This is a genomic window from Rhodobacter maris, assembly GCF_900217815.1.
Taxonomy (GTDB): domain Bacteria; phylum Pseudomonadota; class Alphaproteobacteria; order Rhodobacterales; family Rhodobacteraceae; genus Rhodobacter; species Rhodobacter maris.
The window spans coordinates 647,466-670,023 of sequence record NZ_OBMT01000001.1; the positions used below are offsets into that span (position 1 = coordinate 647,466).

At 63.3% G+C, this 22,558-nt stretch carries 25 protein-coding genes; 6 read left to right on the forward strand and 19 right to left on the reverse strand.

The window, feature by feature from the left end; all coding sequences use genetic code 11:
- Positions 1-133: 133 nt before the first annotated feature.
- From yidC to yihA, 3 genes are read left to right on the forward strand one after another with little or no spacing between them, the layout of a single operon-like run.
- On the forward strand, positions 134-2,014 hold the full coding sequence (gene yidC, locus CRO22_RS03045; protein ID WP_097068602.1) for a membrane protein insertase YidC: 1,881 nt from the start codon (positions 134-136) through the stop codon (positions 2,012-2,014).
- Positions 2,011-2,766 (forward strand): MOSC domain-containing protein, encoded by a 756-nt coding sequence (locus CRO22_RS03050; protein WP_097068603.1) that lies wholly within the window; start codon positions 2,011-2,013, stop codon positions 2,764-2,766. The genes yidC and CRO22_RS03050 overlap by 4 nt, the downstream gene beginning before the upstream one ends.
- Entirely contained in the window at positions 2,766-3,416 is a 651-nt protein-coding gene (yihA, locus tag CRO22_RS03055; protein ID WP_097068604.1) for a ribosome biogenesis GTP-binding protein YihA/YsxC, read from the forward strand. The genes CRO22_RS03050 and yihA overlap by 1 nt, the downstream gene beginning before the upstream one ends.
- A gap of 21 nt (positions 3,417-3,437) precedes the next feature.
- On the opposite strand, the gene CRO22_RS03060 is transcribed toward yihA, so the two are convergent.
- A complete protein-coding gene (locus CRO22_RS03060; RefSeq protein WP_097068605.1) occupies positions 3,438-4,169 on the reverse strand; it encodes an SDR family NAD(P)-dependent oxidoreductase in 732 nt (243 codons plus the stop codon).
- 126 nt (positions 4,170-4,295) lie between these two features.
- Here CRO22_RS03060 and argB point away from each other — a divergent pair, with 126 nt between their 5' ends.
- From argB to CRO22_RS03075, 3 genes are read left to right on the forward strand one after another with little or no spacing between them, the layout of a single operon-like run.
- Positions 4,296-5,174, forward strand: a complete 879-nt coding sequence (gene argB, locus CRO22_RS03065; RefSeq protein ID WP_097068606.1) for an acetylglutamate kinase — start codon at positions 4,296-4,298, stop codon at positions 5,172-5,174.
- Positions 5,171-5,797 (forward strand): ferredoxin, encoded by a 627-nt coding sequence (locus tag CRO22_RS03070; RefSeq protein ID WP_097068607.1) that lies wholly within the window; start codon positions 5,171-5,173, stop codon positions 5,795-5,797. Before argB ends, CRO22_RS03070 begins: the two co-directional genes overlap by 4 nt.
- A complete protein-coding gene (locus CRO22_RS03075) occupies positions 5,794-6,315 on the forward strand; it encodes a SixA phosphatase family protein (RefSeq protein WP_097068608.1) in 522 nt (173 codons plus the stop codon). The genes CRO22_RS03070 and CRO22_RS03075 overlap by 4 nt, the downstream gene beginning before the upstream one ends.
- A 93-nt stretch (positions 6,316-6,408) precedes the next feature.
- On the opposite strand, the gene CRO22_RS03080 is transcribed toward CRO22_RS03075, so the two are convergent.
- The 18 genes from CRO22_RS03080 to rplO form a co-directional block, all read right to left on the reverse strand.
- Entirely contained in the window at positions 6,409-7,194 is a 786-nt protein-coding gene (locus tag CRO22_RS03080; RefSeq protein ID WP_097068609.1) for an amino acid ABC transporter ATP-binding protein, read from the reverse strand.
- A 10-nt stretch (positions 7,195-7,204) separates the two neighbouring features.
- Positions 7,205-8,512: an amino acid ABC transporter permease gene (locus tag CRO22_RS03085; RefSeq protein ID WP_097068610.1), complete on the reverse strand. Its 1,308-nt coding sequence runs from the start codon at positions 8,510-8,512 to the stop codon at positions 7,205-7,207.
- A gap of 1 nt (position 8,513) precedes the next feature.
- Entirely contained in the window at positions 8,514-9,794 is a 1,281-nt protein-coding gene (locus tag CRO22_RS03090) for an amino acid ABC transporter permease (protein WP_097068611.1), read from the reverse strand.
- 121 nt (positions 9,795-9,915) lie between these two features.
- On the reverse strand, positions 9,916-10,932 hold the full coding sequence (locus tag CRO22_RS03095) for an amino acid ABC transporter substrate-binding protein (RefSeq protein WP_097068612.1): 1,017 nt from the start codon (positions 10,930-10,932) through the stop codon (positions 9,916-9,918).
- A gap of 218 nt (positions 10,933-11,150) precedes the next feature.
- Entirely contained in the window at positions 11,151-11,864 is a 714-nt protein-coding gene (locus CRO22_RS03100; protein ID WP_097068613.1) for an ATP12 family chaperone protein, read from the reverse strand.
- The gene (locus tag CRO22_RS03105) at positions 11,861-12,517 is read right to left on the reverse strand and encodes an HAD-IA family hydrolase (protein ID WP_097068614.1); all 657 of its coding nucleotides are present in this window, start codon (positions 12,515-12,517) and stop codon (positions 11,861-11,863) included. Before CRO22_RS03105 ends, CRO22_RS03100 begins: the two co-directional genes overlap by 4 nt.
- Complete coding sequence (locus tag CRO22_RS03110; protein WP_097068615.1) at positions 12,517-13,581, reverse strand: RluA family pseudouridine synthase; 1,065 nt, start codon at positions 13,579-13,581, stop codon at positions 12,517-12,519. The genes CRO22_RS03105 and CRO22_RS03110 overlap by 1 nt, the downstream gene beginning before the upstream one ends.
- On the reverse strand, positions 13,578-13,955 hold the full coding sequence (gene crcB / locus CRO22_RS03115; protein ID WP_097068616.1) for a fluoride efflux transporter CrcB: 378 nt from the start codon (positions 13,953-13,955) through the stop codon (positions 13,578-13,580). The genes CRO22_RS03110 and crcB overlap by 4 nt, the downstream gene beginning before the upstream one ends.
- A 31-nt stretch (positions 13,956-13,986) precedes the next feature.
- Positions 13,987-15,294 carry a replication-associated recombination protein A gene (locus tag CRO22_RS03120; protein ID WP_097068617.1) on the reverse strand — a complete coding sequence of 436 codons (1,308 nt, stop codon included), beginning with the start codon at positions 15,292-15,294 and terminating at the stop codon, positions 13,987-13,989.
- A gap of 89 nt (positions 15,295-15,383) precedes the next feature.
- Positions 15,384-15,974, reverse strand: a complete 591-nt coding sequence (locus CRO22_RS03125; RefSeq protein WP_097068618.1) for an acyl-homoserine-lactone synthase — start codon at positions 15,972-15,974, stop codon at positions 15,384-15,386.
- Positions 15,975-16,024: 50 nt separating this feature from the next.
- Positions 16,025-16,636: an autoinducer binding domain-containing protein gene (locus tag CRO22_RS03130; RefSeq protein WP_097068619.1), complete on the reverse strand. Its 612-nt coding sequence runs from the start codon at positions 16,634-16,636 to the stop codon at positions 16,025-16,027.
- A 154-nt stretch (positions 16,637-16,790) separates the two neighbouring features.
- Positions 16,791-17,210, reverse strand: coding sequence for a 50S ribosomal protein L17 (rplQ, locus tag CRO22_RS03135; RefSeq protein WP_097068620.1), 420 nt, complete (start codon positions 17,208-17,210; stop codon positions 16,791-16,793).
- 139 nt (positions 17,211-17,349) lie between these two features.
- Positions 17,350-18,366 carry a DNA-directed RNA polymerase subunit alpha gene (locus CRO22_RS03140; protein ID WP_097068880.1) on the reverse strand — a complete coding sequence of 339 codons (1,017 nt, stop codon included), beginning with the start codon at positions 18,364-18,366 and terminating at the stop codon, positions 17,350-17,352.
- A 118-nt stretch (positions 18,367-18,484) separates the two neighbouring features.
- On the reverse strand, positions 18,485-18,874 hold the full coding sequence (rpsK, locus tag CRO22_RS03145) for a 30S ribosomal protein S11 (RefSeq protein WP_013066070.1): 390 nt from the start codon (positions 18,872-18,874) through the stop codon (positions 18,485-18,487).
- A gap of 13 nt (positions 18,875-18,887) precedes the next feature.
- Positions 18,888-19,256 carry a 30S ribosomal protein S13 gene (gene rpsM, locus CRO22_RS03150; protein WP_097068621.1) on the reverse strand — a complete coding sequence of 123 codons (369 nt, stop codon included), beginning with the start codon at positions 19,254-19,256 and terminating at the stop codon, positions 18,888-18,890.
- Positions 19,257-19,435: 179 nt separating this feature from the next.
- Entirely contained in the window at positions 19,436-20,023 is a 588-nt protein-coding gene (locus CRO22_RS03155; protein WP_097068622.1) for an adenylate kinase, read from the reverse strand.
- A gap of 12 nt (positions 20,024-20,035) precedes the next feature.
- On the reverse strand, positions 20,036-21,400 hold the full coding sequence (secY, locus tag CRO22_RS03160) for a preprotein translocase subunit SecY (protein WP_097068623.1): 1,365 nt from the start codon (positions 21,398-21,400) through the stop codon (positions 20,036-20,038).
- A 103-nt stretch (positions 21,401-21,503) separates the two neighbouring features.
- Positions 21,504-21,971 (reverse strand): 50S ribosomal protein L15, encoded by a 468-nt coding sequence (rplO, locus tag CRO22_RS03165; protein WP_097068624.1) that lies wholly within the window; start codon positions 21,969-21,971, stop codon positions 21,504-21,506.
- Between the last annotated feature and the right edge of the window lie 587 nt (positions 21,972-22,558).

The following is a 22,558-nucleotide window of genomic DNA, read 5'->3' on the forward strand; positions in this document are numbered from 1 at the left end:
AGAGCGGCAGGCCCGGCATCATGGCTCTGGCGGGCAAGGCCAAGCCGGTCGGGGCGCGCGAAAGCGCTTGACCTTTCGCCGCCCCTTCTGTTGAACCGGGCCGAACCCGGATCCGCAGGGGAAACGCACGCCTATGGACAGTCAGAACAAGAACCTCATGCTCGCGACCGTGCTCTCGGCGCTGGTCATCGTCGTATGGACGGTGTTCTTCCCGCCGGCGACGCCCGTCGCGCCCGAGGAGGAAGCCGCCACCTTGGCGACAGGCCCCGAGACGGCAGCGCCCCAGGGCGCCGTGCCGCCGGTTGCCGCAACGGCCACACCCGCCGTGCCCGAAACCGCCGCGGCCGCCGTGGCGGAGGCGCCGCGGGTGACGATCGACACACCGGAACTTACCGGCTCGATCTCGCTGATGGGCGCCCGGCTCGATGACCTGTCGCTGAAGAAATATCATGTGAGCCTTGACGAGAGCTCAGCCCTGGTGCGGCTCCTTGCACCGGTCGGCGGCACCGAACTCAATGCCGAGAAGCCCTATTACGTGCTCAACGGCTGGTCTCCGGTGGCCGGGCTGACTGCGGCGCAGGTGCCGGGGCCGAAAACGCTATGGACCGCCCCCGAGGGCGCGAAGCTGACCCCGGAAACGCCGCTGGTGCTGACTTGGGACAACGGCGTCGGGCAAACCTTCACCCGCACCATCGCGGTTGATACGCAATATCTCTTCACTGTCACCGACACGGTCGCCAACAACGGCACTGCCCCCGTGAGCCTTGCCCCCTGGGGCATCATCGCGCGCCACGGCATCCCCGACGGGCGGCATGTCTATGTGCTCCACGAAGGCGCCGTGCGGATGACCGACGGCAAGCTCGAAGAGATCAAATACAAGAACATCACCAAGATGGATGAGGTCGCGGGCGAGGGCCAGGCCGAGATCCTGACCGCGACCCAGAATGGCTGGGCGGGCTTTACCGACAAATACTGGATGACGACCCTCATCCCCGATGTGAACCAGTTCACCTCGGTGGTGAAATATGTCGCCTCCGCCGATCTCTACCAGACCGAAACGCGCCTTCCCGCGAGCGTCGTTGATGCCGGGGCCACCACCTCGGTGACCACCCGGCTCTTTGCCGGCGCCAAGGAATGGGAAGCGATCGCGCATTACCAGAACGACCCGGGCTGGCTCGACAGTCTGCTTGGCGACAAGGTCGACCCGGACCGTCCGCAGGTCACCCGCTTCGTCGATTCGATCGACTGGGGCTGGTATTATTTCCTGACGAAACCGATGTTCCGGCTCCTGCACTGGCTCCATGCCGTGCTCGGCAACATGGGCTGGGCGATCATCGCGCTCACCGTGATCATCAAGCTGATCGTGTTCCCGCTCGCGCGCACCTCCTACATCTCGATGGCGAAGATGAAAGAGATCCAGCCGAAGATGGAGGAGCTCAAGGAGCGCGTCAAAGACGACAAGCAGGCGATGCAGCGCGAGATGATGGCGCTTTACAAGCGCGAGAAGATCAACCCCGCCGCCGGCTGCCTGCCCGTGCTGTTGCAGATCCCGATCTTCTTCTCGCTCTACAAGGTGATCTACGTCACGATCGAGCTTTACCACGCGCCGTGGATCGGCTGGATCAAGGATCTCTCCGCGCCGGACCCGTCGTCGATCCTGAACCTGTTCGGACTCCTGCCCATTGCCACGCCCGAACCCGGCTCGATGCTCTTCGTGCTCAGCCTCGGTGTGCTGCCGATCCTGCTTGGCATCTCGATGTGGTTCCAGCAAAAGCTCAACCCGGCGCCGACCGATCCGAGCCAGGCGATGATCTTTGCCTGGATGCCGTGGATCTTCATGTTCATGCTGGGCAGCTTTGCCTCGGGCCTCGTGCTCTACTGGATCGCGAACAACACGATCACCTTCATCCAGCAGTATTCGATCATGACGCTGCACGGCAAACGGCCGGACATCTTCGGCAATATCGTCGCCAGTTTCCGCAAGAAATCTGGCGCGGAACCGCCGAAAAAATGACGGGCCATCTTGCCCATATTCTCCGCCATCCGATCAAGTCGATCGGCTATGAGGAGATCCGCAGCGCGCCCCTGACAAGGGGGCGCGCTCTGCCTTTTGACCGGGTCTTTGCGCTCTCTCACGAGGGGGCGAAATTCGCGCATCCCGCCGTCGAATGGGCCAAGAAGATGAACTTCGTGCGCGGCGTTGCGGCGCCTGCGCTGATGGCGGTGCAGGCAAGGACCCACGCGGATGGCACGATCGAGCTGACCCATCCCGATCTGTGGCACCTGCGCTTTGATCCGACCCGCCCCGAAGATCAGGTGAAGCTGATCGAATGGCTGCGCCCGCTCTGGCCGGAAAGCCGCCCCGCGCCGCGCGCGCTTGAACGGCTGGAGGGGCAGGCCTTTACCGATATGAAAGAGCCCTATATTTCGCTTCTCTCGACGGCCTCGCTCGAGGCGCTCGGGCAGGCGGCGGGCGTCGCGGTCTCGCGCCACCGCTTCCGCGGCAATCTCTGGGTGGCGGGCTGGGAGCCCTGGGCCGAGCGCGAGCTTCTGGGCAAGCGTTTGCGCATTGGCGAAGCGGTGCTGGAGGTGGCGATGCCGATCACCCGCTGCCGCGCCACCTGTGCCAACCCCGAAACCGGGAAGGAAGATTTCGAAACCCTTGAGTGGCTCGAAAAGCTCAATGGAAATTGGCACTTCGGGCTTTATGCGACGGTCGTGGAAAGTGGCACGGTCACGCGCGGTGACGCAGTGGAGGTGCTGTGATGCAGATGGATTTCACCCTAACGCCCGAGCCCGATGACACGAGCCGCGAACGCGGTCGGCTCCTTTTTGCTGCGCCGGTCGAGTTTCTCAAGGGCGTCGTTGCAATGGCGGGCCTGCCGCCCGCCGACCGGATCGAGGTCTGCTTTGCCGGGCGTTCGAATGTGGGGAAATCCTCGCTGATCAATGCGTTGACCAACCGCAAAAACCTTGCGCGCGCCTCGAACACGCCGGGCCGCACGCAGGAGATCAACTATTTCACCACCGAGGGCGGCCCCTATCTCGTCGACCTGCCCGGCTACGGCTTTGCCGAGGCGCCGGTGGCGGTGGTCCAGAAGTGGCAGGCGCTGCTCAAGAGCTACCTCTCCGGCCGCGCCACGCTGCGCCGGGTCTTCGTTCTGATCGACGCGCGCCATGGCGTGAAGGCGGTCGATGACGAGATCCTGAGCCTGCTCGACCGCTCCGCCGTAACCTTCCAGGTGGTGCTGACCAAGGTCGACAAGATCAGCCAGGCGGAACGGGAGAAAGTGCTTATGCAGGTCAAGGGCGCGCTGCAAAAGCACCCCGCCGCCTATCCCGAACTTGTGGTCACCTCCTCGGAAAAGGGCGACGGTATCGAGACGCTGCGCGCGATCATTGCGGGCCTCGCATAGGGGCGCTGCCCCCCGCAGCGGTCAGACATGCTGGCCGGCATTCACCTCGATCTCGGTGCCGGTCACATAGCTCGAGGCTTCCGAGCAGAGAAACCAGATCACATCGGCCACTTCGCGCGGCTGGCCGAGCCGACGCAGCGGCAAGCCTTCGACGATCTTCTCGGTGCCGGGCGACAGGATCGAGGTTTCAATCTCGCCCGGCGCAATCGCATTCACCCGCACCCCCATCGGCCCGAAATCATGCGCCATCTCGCGAGTGAGCGCCTTGAGCGCCGCTTTCGAGGTGGAATAGGCCGCCCCCGCGAACGGATGCACGCGCGAGCCCGCAATCGAGGTGACATTGACCACCGCGCCCTTGGCTGCGGAAAGCTCGTCCTTCAACCCGCGCGCGAGCACGATGGAGGCGAAAAAGTTCACATGGAACACCTGCCCCCAGGTGCGCAGGTCGGTCTCGATCGTGTTGAGCCGCGATCCGCCCGGCCCCTTGGGCGAGATGCCGGCGTTGTTCACAAGCGCGTGGAGCCGCCCGTCGAGGCGCGATTTGATCTCGGCAATCGCCTCGATCGTGGCGTTCGGATCCCCCAGATCGACCTGAATGTGATCCTCGCGCCCGCCGCCCCAGGGGCATTGCTCGGGGAAGGGCTGGCGCGAGCAGGTGATGATGCGCCAGCCCTCGCGCGCAAACCGCTTCACCGTGGCATGGCCGATCCCGCGGCTTGCCCCCGTCAACAGCATCACCTTGCGTCCGTCCATCACATACTCCTGACTTTGCACCAAACCTAAACCTCGGCGCGGCAATGGCAATGCCCTTGGCAGGGGGGGCGTTTGGTTCTAACCATGTTGCCGACACCCCGAGGGCCGCCGATGAGAAAACAGACGATGGATCGTGACTGGATCGCCACTGCGAAGACGCTTTCCGAGGCGCTTCCCTATCTGCAACGCTATACCGGCGCCGTGGTGGTGGTGAAATTTGGCGGCAATGCGATGGGCGACGATGACGCGATGGCGGAATTTGCCCGCGATGTCGTGCTGATGAAGCAGGTCGGTATGAACCCGGTCGTGGTGCATGGCGGCGGGCCGATGATCAACGAGATGCTGGCGAAGCTTGGTATCAAATCGGATTGGGTGCGCGGCAAGCGCGTCACCGACAAGGCAACCGTCGAAGTGGTCGAGATGATCCTCTCGGGGCTCGTGAACAAGCGCATCGTGCAGGCGATCAACGATCAGGGCGGGCGGGCGGTCGGCATTTCCGGCAAGGACGACGATCTGATGGTCTGCGAACCCGATGACCCGGAACTGGGCTTTGTGGGCCGCCCGGTCGAGATGAACGTGCAGGTGATCCGCGATCTTTATTCCGCCGGCATGATCCCGGTGATCGCGCCGGTGGCAACGGGCGTGAACGATAACGAGACCTTCAACGTCAATGGCGACACCGCCGCAGGCGCGATTGCGGGCGCGCTGCAGGCCGACCGGCTGCTTTTGCTCACCGATGTGGCGGGGGTGAAGAACAAGGCGGGCGAGGTGATCACCCAGATGACGCCCGACGAGGTACAGGCGCTCATCGAGGATGAAACGATTTCCGGCGGCATGATCCCGAAGGTCGAAACCGCGCTCAAGGCGGTAAAGGAAGGCGTGCGCGCGGTGGTGATTCTTGATGGCCGGGTGCCCAACGCCTGCCTGCTCGAGCTGTTCACCGAACATGGCGCGGGCTCGATGATCCGCTCCACCCAGACCCGCGTGAAACCGCGGCGGCGGTGAACCTGCCCGAAGCCCTGCCCGAAGCCCTTGACGCGGCGCGCCTTTTTGTCGCTGGAATCGCGCATGACGGGGCGGAGACGGTGATCCTTCTGGCGCCGGAGGAGCCCGGCTTCTGGGCGCATGTCACCGCGCAACCCGAATTCGAAGACGGGGCGGCCGATCCGCTCGACCGCTGGTCGAAACGCGTGATCGGGAGGATGGCCGCGCAAGCGGGAGGGCGGGCGCTCTTCCCCTCCGATGGCCCCCCGTTCCCCCCTTTCTATCGCTGGGCGATCGAATCAGGGCAGGCCTTTGCCGCGCCGACGCGGCTTCTGGTGCATCGGCGCATGGGGCTGCAAGTCTCTTTGCGCGGCGCGCTGTTGCTGCCCGGGCATCTGCCGCAGCCGGTCCCCGGCCCCTCGCCCTGCGAAGGCTGTCCTGCCCCCTGCACCGAGACCTGCCCGGCCGGGGCGATGACCGCCACAGGCTATGACGTGCCCGCCTGCCGAAGTTTCCTTAACACCGAGGCAGGGGCAAATTGTCTTTCTCTGGGCTGTCTTGCGCGGCAAGCTTGCCCCCTGAGCCGAAGCTATGGCAGGTTGGAACAACAATCCGCATGGCACTTGAGGCAATTTCACACATGACCCCCGCCGGACACCGCCGACTGATCCTCACCCGCCACGCAAAATCGAGCTGGGATGACCCGGCTATGGAAGACAAGCGCCGCCCGCTCAATCCGCGTGGACAAACCGCGGCGCGCGAACTCGGCGATTTTCTTGCCTCGCGCGGGCTTGAGCCCGAGGAAGTGCTGTGCTCGAGCGCGCTGCGCACCCGCGAGACCTGGGAAGGTGTCGCCTCGGCGGTGATCGAGACCCGCCCCGAAGTGCATCTGATCGACGCGCTCTATCAGGCCACCCCGGAGACGCTCCTGGCCGAGCTGCGCAAGGCCACGGCCTCCACGGTGATGCTGATCGCCCATAACCCCGGCATCGGTGAATTCGCCGCGAGCCTGCCCTCGCGCCCGATCTATGACCCCGATTTCCGCAAATATCCGACCTGCGCCACGCTGATCGTCGATTTCCAGATCGAGGACTGGCGCGATGTCGCCCCCGGTCAGGGCTCACTGCTCGACTTCTTCACCCCTTCCACCCGCGGCAAGTGATAAAAAGGGCCCCCGAAGCGGCGGCCCTTTCCTCTTGCTCTAAGTATCCCGGGGGGCCGAGGCATTGCCTCGGCGGGGCAGCGCCCCCACAGCTCAATGCCCGAGGATCTGGCTCAGGAACTGCTTCGTCCGCTCCGATTGCGGATTGTTGAAGAAGTCATGCGGGTTGTTCTGCTCGACGATCTGACCATCGGCCATGAAGATCACCCGGTTCGCCACCGCCTGGGCAAAACCCATCTCATGGGTGACGCAGAGCATCGTCATGCCCTCCTCGGCGAGCTCGATCATCGTGTCGAGCACCTCCTTGATCATCTCGGGGTCAAGCGCCGAGGTCGGCTCGTCAAAGAGCATGATCCGCGGCTTCATGCAGAGCGAGCGCGCAATCGCCACGCGCTGCTGCTGGCCGCCTGAAAGCTGGCCGGGGTATTTGTGCGCCTGCTCCGGGATTTTCACCTTTTCGAGGAAATACATCGCCGTTTCCTCGGCCTCGCGCTTGGGCACCTTGCGCACCCAAATGGGCGCGAGCGTCAGGTTTTCCAGAATCGTCAGATGCGGGAACAGGTTGAAGTGCTGAAACACCATCCCCACTTCCGAGCGCACCTTGTCGATGTTCTTCAAATCCGACGTCAGTTCGATCCCATCCACGATGATCTGTCCGGATTGATGCTCCTCAAGCCGGTTGATGCAGCGAATCATCGTCGATTTGCCCGAGCCCGAGGGCCCGGCGATGACGATCCGCTCACCGCGGTTCACTGTCAGGTTGATGTCGCGCAGCACATGGAACTGGCCATACCATTTGTTCATGGCGGTGATCTGGACCGCGACCTCGTCGCTGACCTGCATCTTTGCGCGGGCGGATTGGATGTTCGGCTCCGACATGGGCCCCTCCTTAACGGTGGTCACGCTTCAGCTTGCGCTCGAGAAACATCGAGTAGCGCGACATGCTGAAGTTGAAGATGAAGAAGATCACGGCAACGAAGATATAGGGCTCCCAGTAGACGCCCTTCCAGTTCAGGTCGGCCCGCACCACTGTCGAGATGCCCTTGAGCGGATCCATCAGCCCGACGAAGGCGACGAGCGTGGTATCCTTGAACATGCCGATGAAGGTGGAGACGATGCCGGGGATGGAGATTTTCAGCGCCTGCGGCATGATGATCAGCCGCTGCGCCTGCCAGTAATCGAGGCCGAGCGCGTCGGCCGCCTCGTATTGCCCGCGCGGCAGCGCCGCGAGCCCGCCCCGGATCACTTCGGCGATATAGGCCGCGGCGAAGAAGGTGACGAGAATCACCACCCGCAGGATCAAGTCGAAGCTGGTCCCCGAGGGCAGGAAGTATTGCAAAAGCAGCGAGGCGGTGAACAGCAGCGTGATCAGCGGCACGCCGCGGATGAACTCGATGAAGCCCACCGAGAGCGATTTGATGATCAGCATGTCTGATTGCCGGCCAAGCGCGAGCAACACCCCCATCGGCAGCGAGACGACGATCGCCGTCACCCCGATCACCAGCGCCAGGAGGAAGCCGCCGAACTGATCGCTGTCCACCTCGGGGAGCGCGAGCGGCAGAACCGATTGCATGCTCGCCTCAAGCGCGCCGACGCCATAGATCCAGAAGACCGCGGCGGCAACAAGGCCGATGCCCGCGGCCACCACGACGCCAAGCCGCACCGAGAGCGCAAGGAACACCGCCGCCCAGAGCCCGAAGCCGAGCGCCGTGAAAACCGGCCCCCAGATCGGCCCGCCCCATAGGAGCCAGAAGGCGACAAGCGGGTAAAGGAGCGACAGCCAGAGCATCCGGCGCGGCAGCGTGGCAAAGAGCACCGGCGCGATTGCCACGAAGAGCGCGGCGAAGGTCACGTAGATGCGCCAATACTGATCCATCGGGTAGAAGCCGAACAGGAACTGGTGCCAGCGCGCGCGGATGATCGCCCAGCAAGCGCCGGTCGCTTCGGGCCCCCAGGTCTCGGCGATGATACTGCGGCATTCGTTTTGCGAATTCGCATTCCAGACCGAGTGCAGCAGCCACGGCGCCGCGGCCTGCACGAGCCAGATCGCAAAGCCGAGCCCGCAGAGCGTGAGAGTCGTGTTGAGCGGCCCCGAGAACAGGTTCTCGCGCAGCCATTTGATGACGCCGGTCTGGCTCACCGGAGGCGGCGCAGGCGGCAGCATGTCGGTGCGGACGAAGGAGGAGGTCTCGGTCATCTCAACGCTCCTTCAGCTTGATCGATTTGTTGTAGAGGTTCATCACCGAGGAGATCACCAAGCTGATCGTGAGATAGATCAGCATCATCAAGAGCATGCATTCGAGCTCGCGCCCGGTCTGGTTCAGCGTGATGCCACCCAGCGTGCCGCGCAGGTCCATGTAGCTCACCGCGATGGCAAGCGAGGAGTTCTTCGTCAGGTTCAGATATTGCGAAATGAGCGGCGGCACGATCACGCGGAGCGCCTGCGGCAGGATCACGAGGTTCATCGTGCGCCCGGGGCGCAGCCCCAGCGCATAGGCGGCCTCGGTTTGCCCCTTGGAAATGGCCAAGATGCCCGCCCGCACGATCTCGGCGATGAAGGCCGAGGTGTAGATCGTGAGTGCGATCAAGAGCGCCGTGAAGGAATGCAGCATCTGGAAGCCGCCGGTGAAGTCAAACCGCGTGATCACCGGGTAATCGAGATGAAAGCCAAGCCCGAGTGAGACGGCAACGACCGGCCCCAGCAGGATCAGCGGCGTCTGCCACCATGTCGCAGGGCGGGTGCCGGTTGCCTCCTGCACCGCCTTGGCGCGGGCCATCAGGCGCCGCCAGCCCCAGAACGAGGCCGCCAGCACGGCAAAGAGCGCCAGCGCATTGAGGCTGACGGGGATGTTCCCGGGCAGGACCACCTCGCCCAGCGAATTGGAAAAGGCGGGGGCGGCAACATTCGTGCCGCGGTTTGTGACTGCGATCGTGTCGAAGAGCCACATCGAGGCCTTGGGGGTCTCGCCCGCCGCCTGCATCGCCTCGGTAAAGCGGAAATCGCGCGGGCTCGGCCGGGTTTCCGACAGGATCGTGCCCATGAGCAGGATCCATAACAGCAGCGGGATGTTGCGGAAAGTCTCGACAAAGACCGTCATGATCCGCGCCACGAGCCAGTTGTGCGAGAGCCGCAACACCCCCACGAAAACGCCGAGGATGGTCGCGCAGATACAGCCCAGAACCGAGACAAGGAGCGTGTTCAGGAGCCCCTCGATCAACGCGCGCATATGCGTATCGTCGTTCGTGTAGGGGATCAGCGTCTGGGCGATGTCATAGCCCGCGCGGGTCCAGAGGAAGGAGAAGTTGAAGTCCTTCCCTTTCGCCTCGAGGTTCACATAGGCGTTGTTGAGAAGCCAGAACAGACCCGCAAGGAACAGCACAAGCACGATCACCTGGATCGTGACGGAGCGGAACCGCGTGTCGTAAATGAGCATCGAGAGCCGAAAGCCATCTTTCGGCGGATCACTCGCGAGTGTCATGCTTTTCCCCTGTCCGGGTCGCCTTGTGGCTTTGCGCCAACTGTATGGGGGGAGGCCCCGGCGATCCCGCTTGTCGAAAAAGAGAATGCGGCCGGGTGGTGCACCCGGCCGCACAGAGAGCTTAGCGGAACGGCGGGGCGTACATCAGCCCGCCCTGGGTCCATTGCGCATTGAGGCCGCGCGCCAGACCGATCGAGGTGCCCGCGCCGATATTGGCTTCGAACACTTCGCCATAGTTGCCGACGGCAAGGATGGCGCGTTTCGCGAAATCGTTGTCGAGGCCGATCTTCGCGCCCATGTCGCCTTCGAGCCCGAGCAGACGGCGGATTTCCGGGTTCTGGGTCGAGGCGGCCACTTCTTCGAGATTCGCCTTGGTCACGCCGTATTCTTCGGCTTCGACGAGCGCATAGAAGCTCCAGCGCACGATGTCGCCCCAGTTGTTATCGCCGTGGCGCACGGCCGGCCCGAGCGGCTCTTTCGAGATGATTTCGGGCAGGATGACGATGTCATCGGCATTCGGCATGGTGGCGCGCGAAGCGGCGAGACCCGAGGCGTCGGTGGTGTAGCTGTCGCAGGCACCGGCGAGGAAGCGCTGTTGGCCCTCGGCGTCATCGGCGATGTTCACCGGCGTGTAGGTCATGTTGTTCGCCTTGAAGAAGTCGGCGAGGTTCATCTCGGTGGTGGTGCCGGTCTGCACGCAGATCGTCGCGCCTTCGAGTTCCTTGGCCGACGAAACACCAAGCTCCTTGTGCACCATGAAGCCTTGGCCGTCATAGTAGTTCACGGCAACGAAATCGAGCGCAAGTTCGGTATCGCGCGAGAAGGTCCAGGTGGAGTTGCGCGACAGCATGTCCACTTCGCCCGAGGCGAGCGCGGTGAAGCGGGTCTCGCCGGTCAGCGGGACATATTTCACTTTCATCGGGTCGCCAAGCACGGCGGCGGCAACGGCTTTGCACACCGCCACGTCGAAGCCTTGATAGTTGCCGTTCGCATCCGGAGCGGCGAAGCCGGTCAGCCCCGGGTTCACGCCGCAAATCAGTTCGCCACGGGCCTTGACCTCGTCCAGGGTCGACGCCCCGGCAACGCCGGCCACGAGGCCCGCCATCACCAGCGAACCGAAGAATACGGATTGTTTCATGTTTACCTCTTCCTGAGTTGCCGCCTTGGCGGCGGTGAGAGTGCCCTTCACGGGTCTGACGTGTCTTGGGGCATGCCCCAGCATGAGGAGTTTGAGCGAATGCGGACCAGATGGTCAAGCCGTCATGGCGGATTTCTCCAAGGCATTCGCCCGCTGATTGAGCAGCTGCCCGGATCGCGGGCAGCAAACAGGAGGGAGCCTGTCCGAAAACCCTCACATTATGCGGTATGCCGCAGTATCCAGAATCGCTCAGCGTGAAGCAGCGCCTGTTTTTTCAGCTCTGCCAGCGCGGCAGCCTCCTCGTCGGTGCCCCATTGCGCGATCTGGAAGGCCTCGTCGACGCGCGAGACGTCCCAGGCCTGCGCCGCGGGCAGCGCACCATCAGACACGGCAAGACCAAGCACAAGCGAGCCCGTGAGGCCGACAAGGTCATGAAGTGCCGCGAGTTCCCAGATATCGCAGGCCTCGACGCGGCGCGCGAGCGCCACCAGCGCGGCGGCCGGCTGCAGGATCGGCACAACGCCCGTTGTCACCCTGAGTCGCGCGCCGTACTGCGCCTCGGCCCAGTCGAGCCAGCAATTCCAGGCGGCGGCTTGTTGGGCGATCAGCTCCTCGGGACGCTCGGCACGGTAGCACAGAAGATCGGTCTCACCATAGGCGGAGATGAGTTCGGCCACTTCGGCCTTTTGGCTGGCCACCTTGTCGAGCGCGGCATTGGCCGAACGGGTCACCGGCATCGTCATGGGATCGATCTTCTCGCCCTGCGCCTGACACTCGGCGGCCATCGCCTCGGCCATCGCGCGGGAGGGCACCACGAGCGCACGTTTCGCGGGCGTTTTCACTGCGCGACCATCAAGGAGCACCGTGAAGCCGCCCGAGACAGGCGCAACCGTCGCCTCATTCCAGAACCGTTTCGCCGTCCAGCCGCTCATGCCAGAATCTCCAGAACCGCCATTTCCAGCTCTTCAAAACTGTCCACGATCCGCGGCGCGCCTGCCGCGCGCAGATCCGCCACCGGATGATAGCCCCAACTCACCCCGAGCACCGCCACGCCCGCGGCGCGGCCCATCTCGATATCATAGGTGGTATCCCCAATCATCACCGCGTCACGGGGCTCGACGCCCGCTTCAGAGAGTGCGCTAAGCACCATGCCCGGATGCGGTTTGGAGGGGTTGTCATCGGCCACCTGCCGGGTGACGAACAGCCCCTCGAGCCCGTGATGAGCAATCAGCGCCTCAACCCCCCGGCGGGATTTGCCGGTCGCCATGCCGAGGAGCATCTCCTCACGCGCGGCCAGCCGCAGGCAGCACTCCCTCGCACCTGGATAAAGCGGCGCAGGAGAGGCGGCGCGGCCGGTGAAATAGCTCTGCTTGTAAGCCTCAACCAGAGCGGCCTGTGTGCGGGCATCGTGCTCGGGCGCAAGTTGCGCGATCGCGACGGGCAGCGAGAGCCCGACAATGGCGAGCACCTTCTCCTTCGCGGGGACCGGCAGCGCCTCGCCGGCAAAGGCCTGCGTCATCGCCGCAAGAATATGGGCCTGGCTGTCGCTGAGCGTGCCATCGACATCGAAAAGCGCAAGTTTCATCACGCGTCCTCGAACGGGTCGAGCGGCGCCTCGGCCTCGATCCAGCCGAGCGTCTTCCAGGTTCGCGCCATATGATCGGGGAGCGGCGCAGTGATCGTGATGCGCTTTTTCGTGATCGGATGATCAAAGGCGATGGTGCGGGCGTGCAGGTGCAGCTTGCGCGAGATCTCGCCGCCGAGTTGCGCGCCCCAGCCGTCACCAAGGTTCTCCTGCCCCGAGCCGCCATATTTGCCGTCACCCACGATTGGGTGGCCGAGTTCGGCCATATGCGCGCGGAGCTGATGCGTGCGCCCGGTGATCGGCACGAGGCCGACCCAGCTTGCGCGCGACCCAAGCGCATCGATCACGGCAAAATCGGTGGTGGCGCGTTTTGCCTCGGGGTAATCGCCGACTTTTGCGGGCGGAATACAGACCATCTTCTCGCCCTCACCGCCGCGGCCGTGGCCCGGCGCCTTCATCAGACCGTAGCGGATCGTGCCCTTCTTGGGAGAGGGCACCCCCGCCACCGCCGCCCAGTAGATCTTGCGCGTGGTCTTGAGGCGGAACGCCTCGGAAAGGGCGCGCGCAATCCGGTCGGTGCGGGCGATGAGCAGCACGCCCGAAGTATCCTTGTCCAGCCGGTGCACCATCTTCGGCCGATCCTTGTAGCCGAATTTCAGCGCGTCGAGCAGGCCATCGACATGGCGGTCCCCCTGCCCCGAGCCACCCTGGCTCGGCAGCCCCGGCGGCTTGTTGAGCGCGATGATATGCTCGTCTTTCCAGAGCACCGCGGCTTGGATCATCTTCTCGTCGGCGGGCGAAATGCTGATCCGCTCGCGCCGTTCCTCCGCGCGGCGCACGGGCGCTTCGGCCCCGGCCTCGGGCAAGGGCGGCACCCGCACTTCCATCCCGGGGCCGATCCGGTCAGAAGCTTTTGCCCGCCCGCCATCGACCCGCACCTGCCCGGTGCGGCACATCTTTTCCACCGCGCCCTGGGTCAGGGTCGGAAAGCGCTTCTTCAGCCAGCGGTCAAGACGGCTTTCGCCCTCGTCTTCGCTCACCTTGATCAGTTGCACTGCACTCATACAAAGAACCCTCGCGCAAAAGCCATCCCGGCGAACAGCGCCGCCAGCGCAATGACCACTGAGCCGATCACATAGCCCGCCGCCGCCATGCCCTCGCCCGCCTCATAGAGCTTCGCCGCATCGAGCGAGAAAGCCGAGAAGGTGGTGAAGCCGCCCAGCACCCCGGTCATCAGGAAGGGGGCGAGCCGCGTGCCGCCCTTTTGCGCCAGCACCACCACCATCACCCCCATCAGGAAGGAGCCGAGGATATTCACCATCATGGTGGCGTAGGGAAAACCGTGCCCGAGCAACCGGGGCATGGTGATGTTGACGAGGTAGCGGGCCGAAGCGCCAAGCGCGCCGCCGAGCGCGACGGTGAGGAGGGTCTGGATCATGCGGTTTCCTTTGCCCTCTTGGGCCGGATTGTCAACTGCCGCGCTTGACCCGCAGCTTGGCAAACCAGTCCACCCGCTTTTTCAGCTCGCGCTCGAAGCCGCGTTCGACCGGGTTGTAGAAGATCGGCCGCTTCATCCCGTCGGGGAAATAGTGCTGGCCCGAGAACCCGTCTTCGGCGTCGTGGTCATACTGATAGCCCGCGCCGAAACCCTGCTCCTCCATCAGCTTCGTCGGCGCATTGAGAATATGTGCGGGGGGCGGCGCGGAGCCCGTCTTGCGCGCGGCCTCGCGCGCCGCCTTGTAAGCCACGTAACCCGCATTCGATTTCGGCGCGAGGGCGAGATAGATCACCGCCTGGGCAAGCGCGAGCTCCCCCTCGGGCGAGCCCAGCCGCTCATAGGTTTCCCAGGCATGCAAGCACTGCGTTTGCGCCTGCGGATCGGCAAGGCCGATATCCTCCACCGCCATCCGGGTCAGGCGGCGGGCGAGAAACCGCGGATCCTCGCCGCCCTCAAGCATCCGGGCAAACCAGTAGAGCGCGGCATCCGGGTCCGATCCGCGCACGGATTTGTGCAAGGCCGAAATCAGGTTGTAATGCTCATCGCCGGATTTGTCGTATTTTGCCGCGCGCCGCATCAGCCGGCTGGAAAGCGCCTCCGTATCGAGCGGAGCCTCGATCTTCCAGGCCATCACCTGCTCGATCAGGTTGAGCGCGGCGCGCCCGTCACCATCGGCCATTTCCAAAAGCGCCTCGCGCGCGGGCGCCTTGAGGGGGAGCGCGCGGCCAAGCGCCTGTTCGGCGCGCTGCGCGAGCCGCTCAAGATCGGCAAGGCTGAGCCGCTCAAGAATGATCACTTGCGCACGCGAAAGCAGCGCCGCATTGAGCTCAAAGCTCGGGTTCTCAGTGGTGGCACCCACAAGGAGGATCGTGCCATCCTCCATATGCGGCAGAAAACTGTCCTGCTGCGCCTTGTTGAAGCGGTGGATCTCGTCGACAAAAAGGAGCGTGCCCTTGCCCTGGGTCGCGCGGAGCTTCGCCGCCTCGAACACCTTGCGCAGTTCCGGCACGCCCGAAAAAATCGCCGAGATCTGCACGAAGGCGCGGTCTGTCTCATGCGCAAGGAGCCGCGCGATCGTCGTTTTCCCGACTCCGGGCGGACCCCAGAAAATCACCGAGCCGAGCGAACCTGCGGCCAGCATCGCGCCCAAAGGCCCTTCGGCGCCCAGAACATGACGCTGCCCGATCACCTCGGAGAGGTGGCGCGGGCGGATGCGATCCGCGAGAGGCCGGGGCGCTTCGGCCCCGGCCGGGGCAGGCGTGTCAAAAAGGTCAGGCATGGCGGCCCCACCCTATCCGTCGCCGTTGCGGCGCGGAAGGGCGAAACGCGGGGCCGCCGGTACTCGTCACGGGCACCTGGCATGGGACGTCAGTGCATCTTGCCGCTCAGGTCGATCGAAACGCATTGATAGTCGCCGTCATCGATGAACATGGTGCGCCCGATGGCCTCTGCATCAAGCCCGCAGCGGCCATACCAGCGCGGCCAGGTCGCCGCCGTCAGCGCCACGAGCCGGGTCGCCCCGAGCTCACGCGCCGCGCCCGTCATCGCCTCGACAAGGCCGAAATGCACCTTGCGCCGCAGGCTTTGCGGGATGTCATGCGACACGAAGACCCGCGAGCTTTCCCAGGTCTGGGGATCGCTCGGCGCCTTTTCGTAAAGCAGATCCTGCGGGATCGAGCCGCCCAGAATGCCATTCTGGGCGTCACGGATCATGTAACTGTAGATGCCGCAGCGCGCTGTGGTGGGCGTCAACCGCATCCCCGCAAGCACCCGGCCCAGATCGTGAATGGCGATCCAGCGGCTTTGCGGCGTGTCGTACTGGTCAAACTCCATGCCCATCTCTTCGGGCAAGTCCCAGTTCTTCTGGACGATGAAACTTTGCCGTCTGGCGCGAAACAGGTTCGCAAAAAGCTCGCCATGGTTGTGCATGTTGGCAAAGGAAAGCGTGGTGGTCTGCATCGGTTTCTCCGGGGTTGAAAATGGCCCGGGGGGAACCGCCGCAGGGGACCTTAAAGCAGCCGATACTCCTTCGCTCTCTGGATAGCTTCGGCAGTCGTGCGCGCCATCAGACGCTCGCGCGCCGACAGCAGACGTGCCTTGAACGCAGACTGCGTGATGCCAAGCTTCGCAGCAGCAGCAGCATGTCGATCCCCGGCAGCAATGCACCGCAGGGCCTCGATTTGAGCCTTTGTCAGGCCCTCCGGCGGCTGCGTTGTCTCATGCAGCCGACGGACCAGTTGCGAGATCATTTCAATCTCGTCATCCCGGAACTCGCGTTCTCGCGAGGTAAAGGAGGCAATGGTGCGCGAGGAGATCGGCCCACAGGAGACCGTCACCCCGTAATTCAGCCCGAACCGGCGGGCTTCACCCAGAATGTTGAACGGATCCGGCAGGGTGAACGCGCTCCAGCGGCAGGCGCCCTCCTCGGAGAAGCCCCAGGCAATCGTCGGGTCACGCAGCGCATAGGCCTGCCGTGTGTAATGATCGCTCCAGGCCTCCGGATAGGTCTGGAACTGCATGATCGGTGCCGCAAACCGGATGTGCAAACCCACGAAATACCCGTCTGGCACCAGACGGGTCAGCTCGCGAAGGGTCTTGTTGATCTCGGCGTGAATGGACATGCCTTTTTAGACAGGTCCATCGGAGAAAATTCAATATGCAATTGCGTAAAATCGTCTCGATATTGCGCGCCTGATGTCGCAATAGCACTTCCCTTCCTGAGCGCATGAAAAAACCCGCCCGAAGGCGGGTTTTCGAATCGGACTGCAGAAGCGCTCAGTCTTCGGCCGCCTCGTAGGCCTCAAGACGGGCCTTGTCGGCGGCGCCCTTGGCGGCGAGGTCACGGTCGACGAGCTCGATGAAGGCCATCGGCGCCATGTCGCCATAGCGGAAACCGGCTTTCAGAACGCGGGTGTAGCCACCGTTGCGGTCCTTGTAGCGCGGGCCGAGCACTTCGAAGAGTTTCGCCACGTCTTTATCTTGCTTCAGCATCGCCGCGGCCTGACGGCGGGCGTGCAGGTCGCCACGCTTGGCCAGCGTGATGAGCTTTTCGAAGATCGGACGCAGTTCCTTTGCCTTCGGCAGGGTGGTCTTGATCTGTTCGTGTTCGATGAGCGAGCCGCACATGTTGGCGAACAGCGCCTTGCGGTGTTCGTGGGTGCGGTTCAGACGGCGGTAGCCGCGAGCGTGACGCATGATTATCTCCTAAGTCGCGTTTTGCTTTGTGTTGGCCCCCGTGCGTTGCGGAGGTCGTCGTTGGGGCACATGCCCAAGGTTCCCCGGCACTCCGGGCATTGGTGGGGGGCGTTTAGGCCACGCCCCCCGGATCTGTCAATCAGAACTGATCTTCGAACCGCTTGGCGAGATCTTCGATGTTCTCCGGCGGCCAATCCTCGACTTCCATGCCGAGGTGAAGGCCCATGCCCGAGAGCACTTCCTTGATCTCGTTGAGCGATTTGCGGCCGAAGTTCGGGGTGCGGAGCATCTCGGCTTCGGTCTTCTGGATCAGATCGCCAATGTAGACGATGTTGTCGTTCTTCAGGCAGTTCGCCGAGCGCACCGAAAGTTCGAGCTCGTCGACCTTCTTGAGCAGCAGCGGGTTGAACTCGAGCCCGTCGTCGGCGTCTTGCTTCGAGGCAGATTCGGGTTCTTCGAAGTTCACGAAGATCGAGAGCTGATCTTGCAGGATGCGCGCGGCATAGGCCACCGCGTCTTCCGGCGTGAGCGAGCCATCGGTCTCGATCTTCATCGTCAGCTTGTCATAGTCGAGCACCTGTCCCTCGCGGGTGGGCTGGACTTCGTAGGCGACCTTTTTCACCGGCGAATAGATCGCGTCGATCGGGATGAGACCGATCGGCGCATCTTCGGGGCGGTTCTTGTCCGCCGCGACATAGCCCTTGCCGGTGTTGACCGTCAGTTCCATGAACACGTCGGCGCCATCGTCGAGGTGGCAGATCACGTGATCCTTGTTCAGGACCTCGATGCCATTCGATTCGGAAATATCGCCACCCGTGACGACGCCCGGCCCCTTGGCCGAGATCGAGAGCCGTTTCGGCCCTTCGACATCCATCTTCAGCGCGATGCCCTTGAGGTTGAGGATGATGTCCGTGACATCTTCACGCACCCCCGCGACCGAGGAGAACTCGTGCAGCACGTTGTCGATCTGCACCGAGGTGATGGCCGCCCCCTGAAGCGAGCTCATCAGCACGCGGCGCAGCGCGTTGCCCAGCGTGAGACCAAAACCGCGTTCGAGCGGTTCGGCGATCACCGTGGCTTGTCGTTGAGGGTCGTTGCCCGGCTTGACGTCAAGCTGCGTCGGCTTGATCAGTTCAGCCCAATTTTTATGGATCATGCGCTCTGCCTCCATTCTTGTTCCGGACCCATGTCCCTAATCCGGAACGCCCGAGGAAAAAACGAACCGAACCGGGCCGTGCGGAAGTGATCCACACGGCCCGGCTTAATGTACCAAATCAGACGCGGCGACGCTTGGGCGGGCGGCAGCCATTGTGGGCAATCGGCGTCACATCCCGGATCGAGGTGATGTTGAGGCCAACCGCGGCCAGCGCGCGCAGCGCCGATTCACGGCCCGAACCGGGGCCCTGCACTTCGACGTCCACGGTTTTCAGACCGTGTTCCTGCGCCTTGCGGGCGGCGTCTTCGGCGGCCATCTGCGCGGCATACGGGGTCGATTTGCGCGAGCCCTTGAACCCCATCGTGCCCGAGGACGACCACGAAATGGCGTTGCCCTGCACGTCGGAAATCAGGATCTTGGTGTTGTTGAACGAGGAGTTCACATGCACAACGCCAGCGGCGATGTTTTTGCGTTCCTTGCGTTTGACGCGGGTTTTATCACGAGCCATCTGCTACCCTCCCTTATTTCTTCTTGCCGGCGATCGGTTTCGCCGGGCCCTTGCGGGTGCGGGCGTTGGTGTGCGTGCGCTGACCGCGAACCGGGAGGTTCTTGCGGTGACGCAGGCCACGGTAGCAGCCAAGGTCCATCAGACGCTTGATGTTCATCGAGACTTCGCGGCGCAGGTCACCCTCAACGGTGAAATGCGCATCGATGTATTCGCGGATGGCGAGCACTTCGGCGTCGGTCAGGTCGTTCACCCGGCGGGTATCGTCGATACCGACGGCGTCCACGATCTGTTTCGCGAACATCGGGCCGATCCCGTGGATGTATTGAAGAGCGATCGGGACGCGTTTCCCGGTCGGAATGTTGACGCCAGCAATACGTGCCAAAGCGTGCTTTCCTTTCGTTGCGGTTCCGTAGCGCCAGAACCTTTTTTCACAACTTGTCCGGGAAGCTTCTCCCGAACGGCTTGACGCCCGAATCTCCTAACCCCGGAGACTCGGGCGATTCTCTTGCGAGACGCCGTGACCTAGAGGGAATTTCCCCGCAGGTCAAGCGTCAACCCCGATCAGTGCTGCTGATCAAGGATCCCGGCGATGGCCGTGGCCACCGCGTCAATTTCCGCCAGCCCGTCAACGCGGAAGAGATCGCCCGCGTGATAGTAATAGCCGATCAGCGGCGAGGTCTTCTTGTAATATTCCATCAGCCGGATCTTCAGGCTCTCGGCATTGTCGTCGGCCCGCACCGGCAGCCCCGCCGCCCGCGCTTCCTCGGCGCGGCCGGTGATGCGCGAGACCAGCACTTCGTCATCGACAACAAGCTCGATCGCGGCATCGAGCTTCTGGCCCGTGCGTGCCAGCAGCTTTCCGAGTGCATCGGCCTGCGCGAGCGTGCGCGGGAAACCATCGAAGATGAAGCCCGCACTACCGCCCGCGGCCAGTTTCTCCTCGATCAGGCCGATCACGATCTCGTCGGTGACGAGTTCGCCGCGGTCCATCACCTCGGCAACGCGCTTGCCCATCTCGGTGCCCGAGGTCTTCGCCTCGCGCAGCATGTCGCCGGTCGAGAGCTGCACCATGCCGCGGCCCTGAACGAGCTTTTGCGCCTGCGTGCCCTTGCCGGCGCCGGGCGGTCCCAGCAGGATGATATTGACCATTCTTCCCTCTCCTCAGCGCCGCGTCGGCGCTTTTCTGGTCCCCGACTTCGACCGTTTGCCGCGCAATTGCGAGCGCTCGATCAGCCCCTCGTATTGATGCGCCAAGAGATGCGACTGGATCTGGTTGATCGTGTCCATCGTCACCGAGACGACGATCAGCACCGAGGTGCCACCAAAGTAGAACGGCAACGAGAGCTGCGTCTGCAGGATCGAGGGCAGCAGGCAAACCGCGGTGAGATAGGCGGAACCGATCACCAGCACTCGCGCCACGACGTAATCGAGATAATCCTCGGTCTTCTTGCCGGGGCGGATGCCCGGAATGAAGCCGCCCTGGTTCTTCAGGTTTTCCGCCACCTCATCGGATTTGAACGCGACGTTGGCGGTGTAGAAATACGCGAAGAACACGATCATCGTCGCATAGAAGGCGAGATAGAGCGGCTGGCCGGGGCCGAAATAGGCCAAGATCGTCGACATGATGGGCCCGGTGTTCTGGCCCGAGAAGGTCGAGATCGTGGTCGGCAGAAGCAGCAGCGAAGAGGCGAAAATCGCCGGGATCACGCCCGCCGGGTTCACCTTGATCGGCAGGTGCGAGGAGCCGCCGTCATAAATCTTCATGCCAACCTGACGGCGCGGATACTGGATATGGAGCTTGCGCAGCGCGCGTTCCATGAACACCACAAAGCCGATCACGAGGATCACCATCACCATCACGCCGATGATCACCGGGGTGGAGATGGCGCCCACACGGCCCTGCTCAAGGAAGCCTGCAAGCGCGCGCGGGATCTCGGCGACGATGCCGACAAAGATGATCAGCGAGATGCCGTTGCCGATGCCGCGCGCGGTGATCTGCTCGCCGAGCCACATCAGGAACATCGTGCCGCCCACCAGCGTGACAAGCACCGAGGCGATGAAGAACAGCCCCGGCGTATGCGCAAGCCCGCCGTTTTGCAGGCTGACCGCGAGGCCCCAGGCCTGGAAGCTCGCCAGCGCCACCGTTGAGTAGCGGGTGATCTGGTTGATCTTCTTGCGGCCCTGCTCGCCTTCCTTCTTCATCTGCTCCAGCGCGGGCACAAGCGCCGCGAGAAGCTGCACGATGATCGAGGCCGAGATATAGGGCATGATGCCGAGGGCAAAGATCCCCATCCGGCCAAGCGCACCACCGGTGAACATCGAGAGCATGCCCCCGATGCCGGAGGCCGCGCGCTCCATGAACTCGCGCAGCGCGTCCGCGTCGATACCGGGCACCGGAATATAGGTGCCGAGGCGGTAGATGATCAGCAGCCCGATGGTGTAAAAGATGCGCGCGCGGAGCTCGGTCGCCTTGCCCAGGGCGCTCCAGCTCAGGTTCGCCGCCATTTGCTCTGCAGCAGATGCCATACCCGTCTCTTTCATGCGTAAGGCGCCGCGCGACCGTTCTCCGGTCGGCGGCGCCTGGAAAACTGTTGCCTATGTAAGCGGGGTTGCCCCCGCCCACAACCGATTATTCGGCCGCAGCAGCAACGCTCAGCTTGCCACCGGCTTTCTCGACGGCTTCAACGGCCGCTTTCGAGGCGCCGGACACGGTGAGCGTGACCTTGGTGGTGATTTCGCCCTTGGCGAGAATGCGGATGCCGTCAAGCTTGCGCGAGGTCAGACCCGCGGCGACGAGCGCATCTTCGGTGATCTCGACCGAGGCGTCGAGTTTGCCAAGGCCGATGAACTTCTCGATCAGGCCGAGGTTCACAACGGCGAAAGATTTCCGGTTCGGCTTGGTGAAGCCGCGCTTCGGCAGGCGCCGGTAGAGCGGCATCTGGCCGCCTTCATAACCGCCCAGAGCCACGCCCGAGCGCGACTTTTGGCCCTTGATACCACGGCCGGCGGTCTTGCCCTTGCCCGAGCCGGGGCCGCGGGCGACGCGTTTGGCTTTTTTCGCCGCGCCGGCGTTGTCGCGCAGTTCGTTCAGTTTCATGTCGCTTCTCCTTTGCCGGACAATGCCCCCGGAAGCGAAACCGGAGCACACACGGCGTTTTTTGTTGATTCTGCGGCTTGGCCACCGGGGGCGTATAGCGGGCGCGAGGAAAACCCGCAAGCGTTAGCTACAACACACGACGGAGCGATCTCACGTCTTCACCTATTGGGCGGAAAATACGCCCTCACGGCATGAAAAAACTCTGAGGGCGAAAAGCTGGGCTGGGCGATTAACACTAAGGCGATTACGGCGAGAAGAATCGCACCTAGTCCCTTCCCGCGAAACACACCCAAGGAGAGTTCCGCCTGAGAGATCAGAGTGAAGGTCATAATTTTAAGTGACGGCTTTTTCTCTGGAACCACGGGACACACTCCTCGCTATAGTGTGTCTCTCCCCTCCGGTTCATTTAGAGCATGATTTTGGAATAGATGGCAAGGCTTCAGGATTCCATCAACCGTAAGTGCAGTTGCCCCCTTGTGCTCGGCTGCGCCACATTTTGAGCCTATTTCAACACATTACCGACACCTGAAGCAGGAACCTAATCCGGCTCAAGACCTCACTTCGTGTAGACTTAGGTATCCTTGCGC

Bases quoted from the DNA above. Each gene is read 5' to 3' on its own strand.
- yidC (WP_097068602.1), top strand. From the start codon at position 134: ATGGACAGTCAGAACAAGAACCTCATGCTCGCGACCGTGCTCTCGGCG.
- CRO22_RS03050 (WP_097068603.1), top strand. From the start codon at position 2,011: ATGACGGGCCATCTTGCCCATATTCTCCGCCATCCGATCAAGTCGATC.
- yihA (WP_097068604.1), top strand. From the start codon at position 2,766: ATGCAGATGGATTTCACCCTAACGCCCGAGCCCGATGACACGAGCCGC.
- CRO22_RS03060 (WP_097068605.1), bottom strand. From the start codon at position 4,169: ATGGACGGACGCAAGGTGATGCTGTTGACGGGGGCAAGCCGCGGGATC.
- argB (WP_097068606.1), top strand. From the start codon at position 4,296: ATGGATCGTGACTGGATCGCCACTGCGAAGACGCTTTCCGAGGCGCTT.
- CRO22_RS03075 (WP_097068608.1), top strand. From the start codon at position 5,794: ATGACCCCCGCCGGACACCGCCGACTGATCCTCACCCGCCACGCAAAA.
- CRO22_RS03080 (WP_097068609.1), bottom strand. From the start codon at position 7,194: ATGTCGGAGCCGAACATCCAATCCGCCCGCGCAAAGATGCAGGTCAGC.
- CRO22_RS03085 (WP_097068610.1), bottom strand. From the start codon at position 8,512: ATGACCGAGACCTCCTCCTTCGTCCGCACCGACATGCTGCCGCCTGCG.
- CRO22_RS03090 (WP_097068611.1), bottom strand. From the start codon at position 9,794: ATGACACTCGCGAGTGATCCGCCGAAAGATGGCTTTCGGCTCTCGATG.
- CRO22_RS03095 (WP_097068612.1), bottom strand. From the start codon at position 10,932: ATGAAACAATCCGTATTCTTCGGTTCGCTGGTGATGGCGGGCCTCGTG.
- CRO22_RS03100 (WP_097068613.1), bottom strand. From the start codon at position 11,864: ATGAGCGGCTGGACGGCGAAACGGTTCTGGAATGAGGCGACGGTTGCG.
- CRO22_RS03105 (WP_097068614.1), bottom strand. From the start codon at position 12,517: ATGAAACTTGCGCTTTTCGATGTCGATGGCACGCTCAGCGACAGCCAG.
- CRO22_RS03110 (WP_097068615.1), bottom strand. From the start codon at position 13,581: ATGAGTGCAGTGCAACTGATCAAGGTGAGCGAAGACGAGGGCGAAAGC.
- crcB (WP_097068616.1), bottom strand. From the start codon at position 13,955: ATGATCCAGACCCTCCTCACCGTCGCGCTCGGCGGCGCGCTTGGCGCT.
- CRO22_RS03120 (WP_097068617.1), bottom strand. From the start codon at position 15,294: ATGCCTGACCTTTTTGACACGCCTGCCCCGGCCGGGGCCGAAGCGCCC.
- CRO22_RS03125 (WP_097068618.1), bottom strand. From the start codon at position 15,974: ATGCAGACCACCACGCTTTCCTTTGCCAACATGCACAACCATGGCGAG.
- CRO22_RS03130 (WP_097068619.1), bottom strand. From the start codon at position 16,636: ATGTCCATTCACGCCGAGATCAACAAGACCCTTCGCGAGCTGACCCGT.
- rplQ (WP_097068620.1), bottom strand. From the start codon at position 17,210: ATGCGTCACGCTCGCGGCTACCGCCGTCTGAACCGCACCCACGAACAC.
- CRO22_RS03140 (WP_097068880.1), bottom strand. From the start codon at position 18,366: ATGATCCATAAAAATTGGGCTGAACTGATCAAGCCGACGCAGCTTGAC.
- rpsK (WP_013066070.1), bottom strand. From the start codon at position 18,874: ATGGCTCGTGATAAAACCCGCGTCAAACGCAAGGAACGCAAAAACATC.
- CRO22_RS03155 (WP_097068622.1), bottom strand. From the start codon at position 20,023: ATGGTCAATATCATCCTGCTGGGACCGCCCGGCGCCGGCAAGGGCACG.
- secY (WP_097068623.1), bottom strand. From the start codon at position 21,400: ATGGCATCTGCTGCAGAGCAAATGGCGGCGAACCTGAGCTGGAGCGCC.
- rplO (WP_097068624.1), bottom strand. From the start codon at position 21,971: ATGAAACTGAACGAACTGCGCGACAACGCCGGCGCGGCGAAAAAAGCC.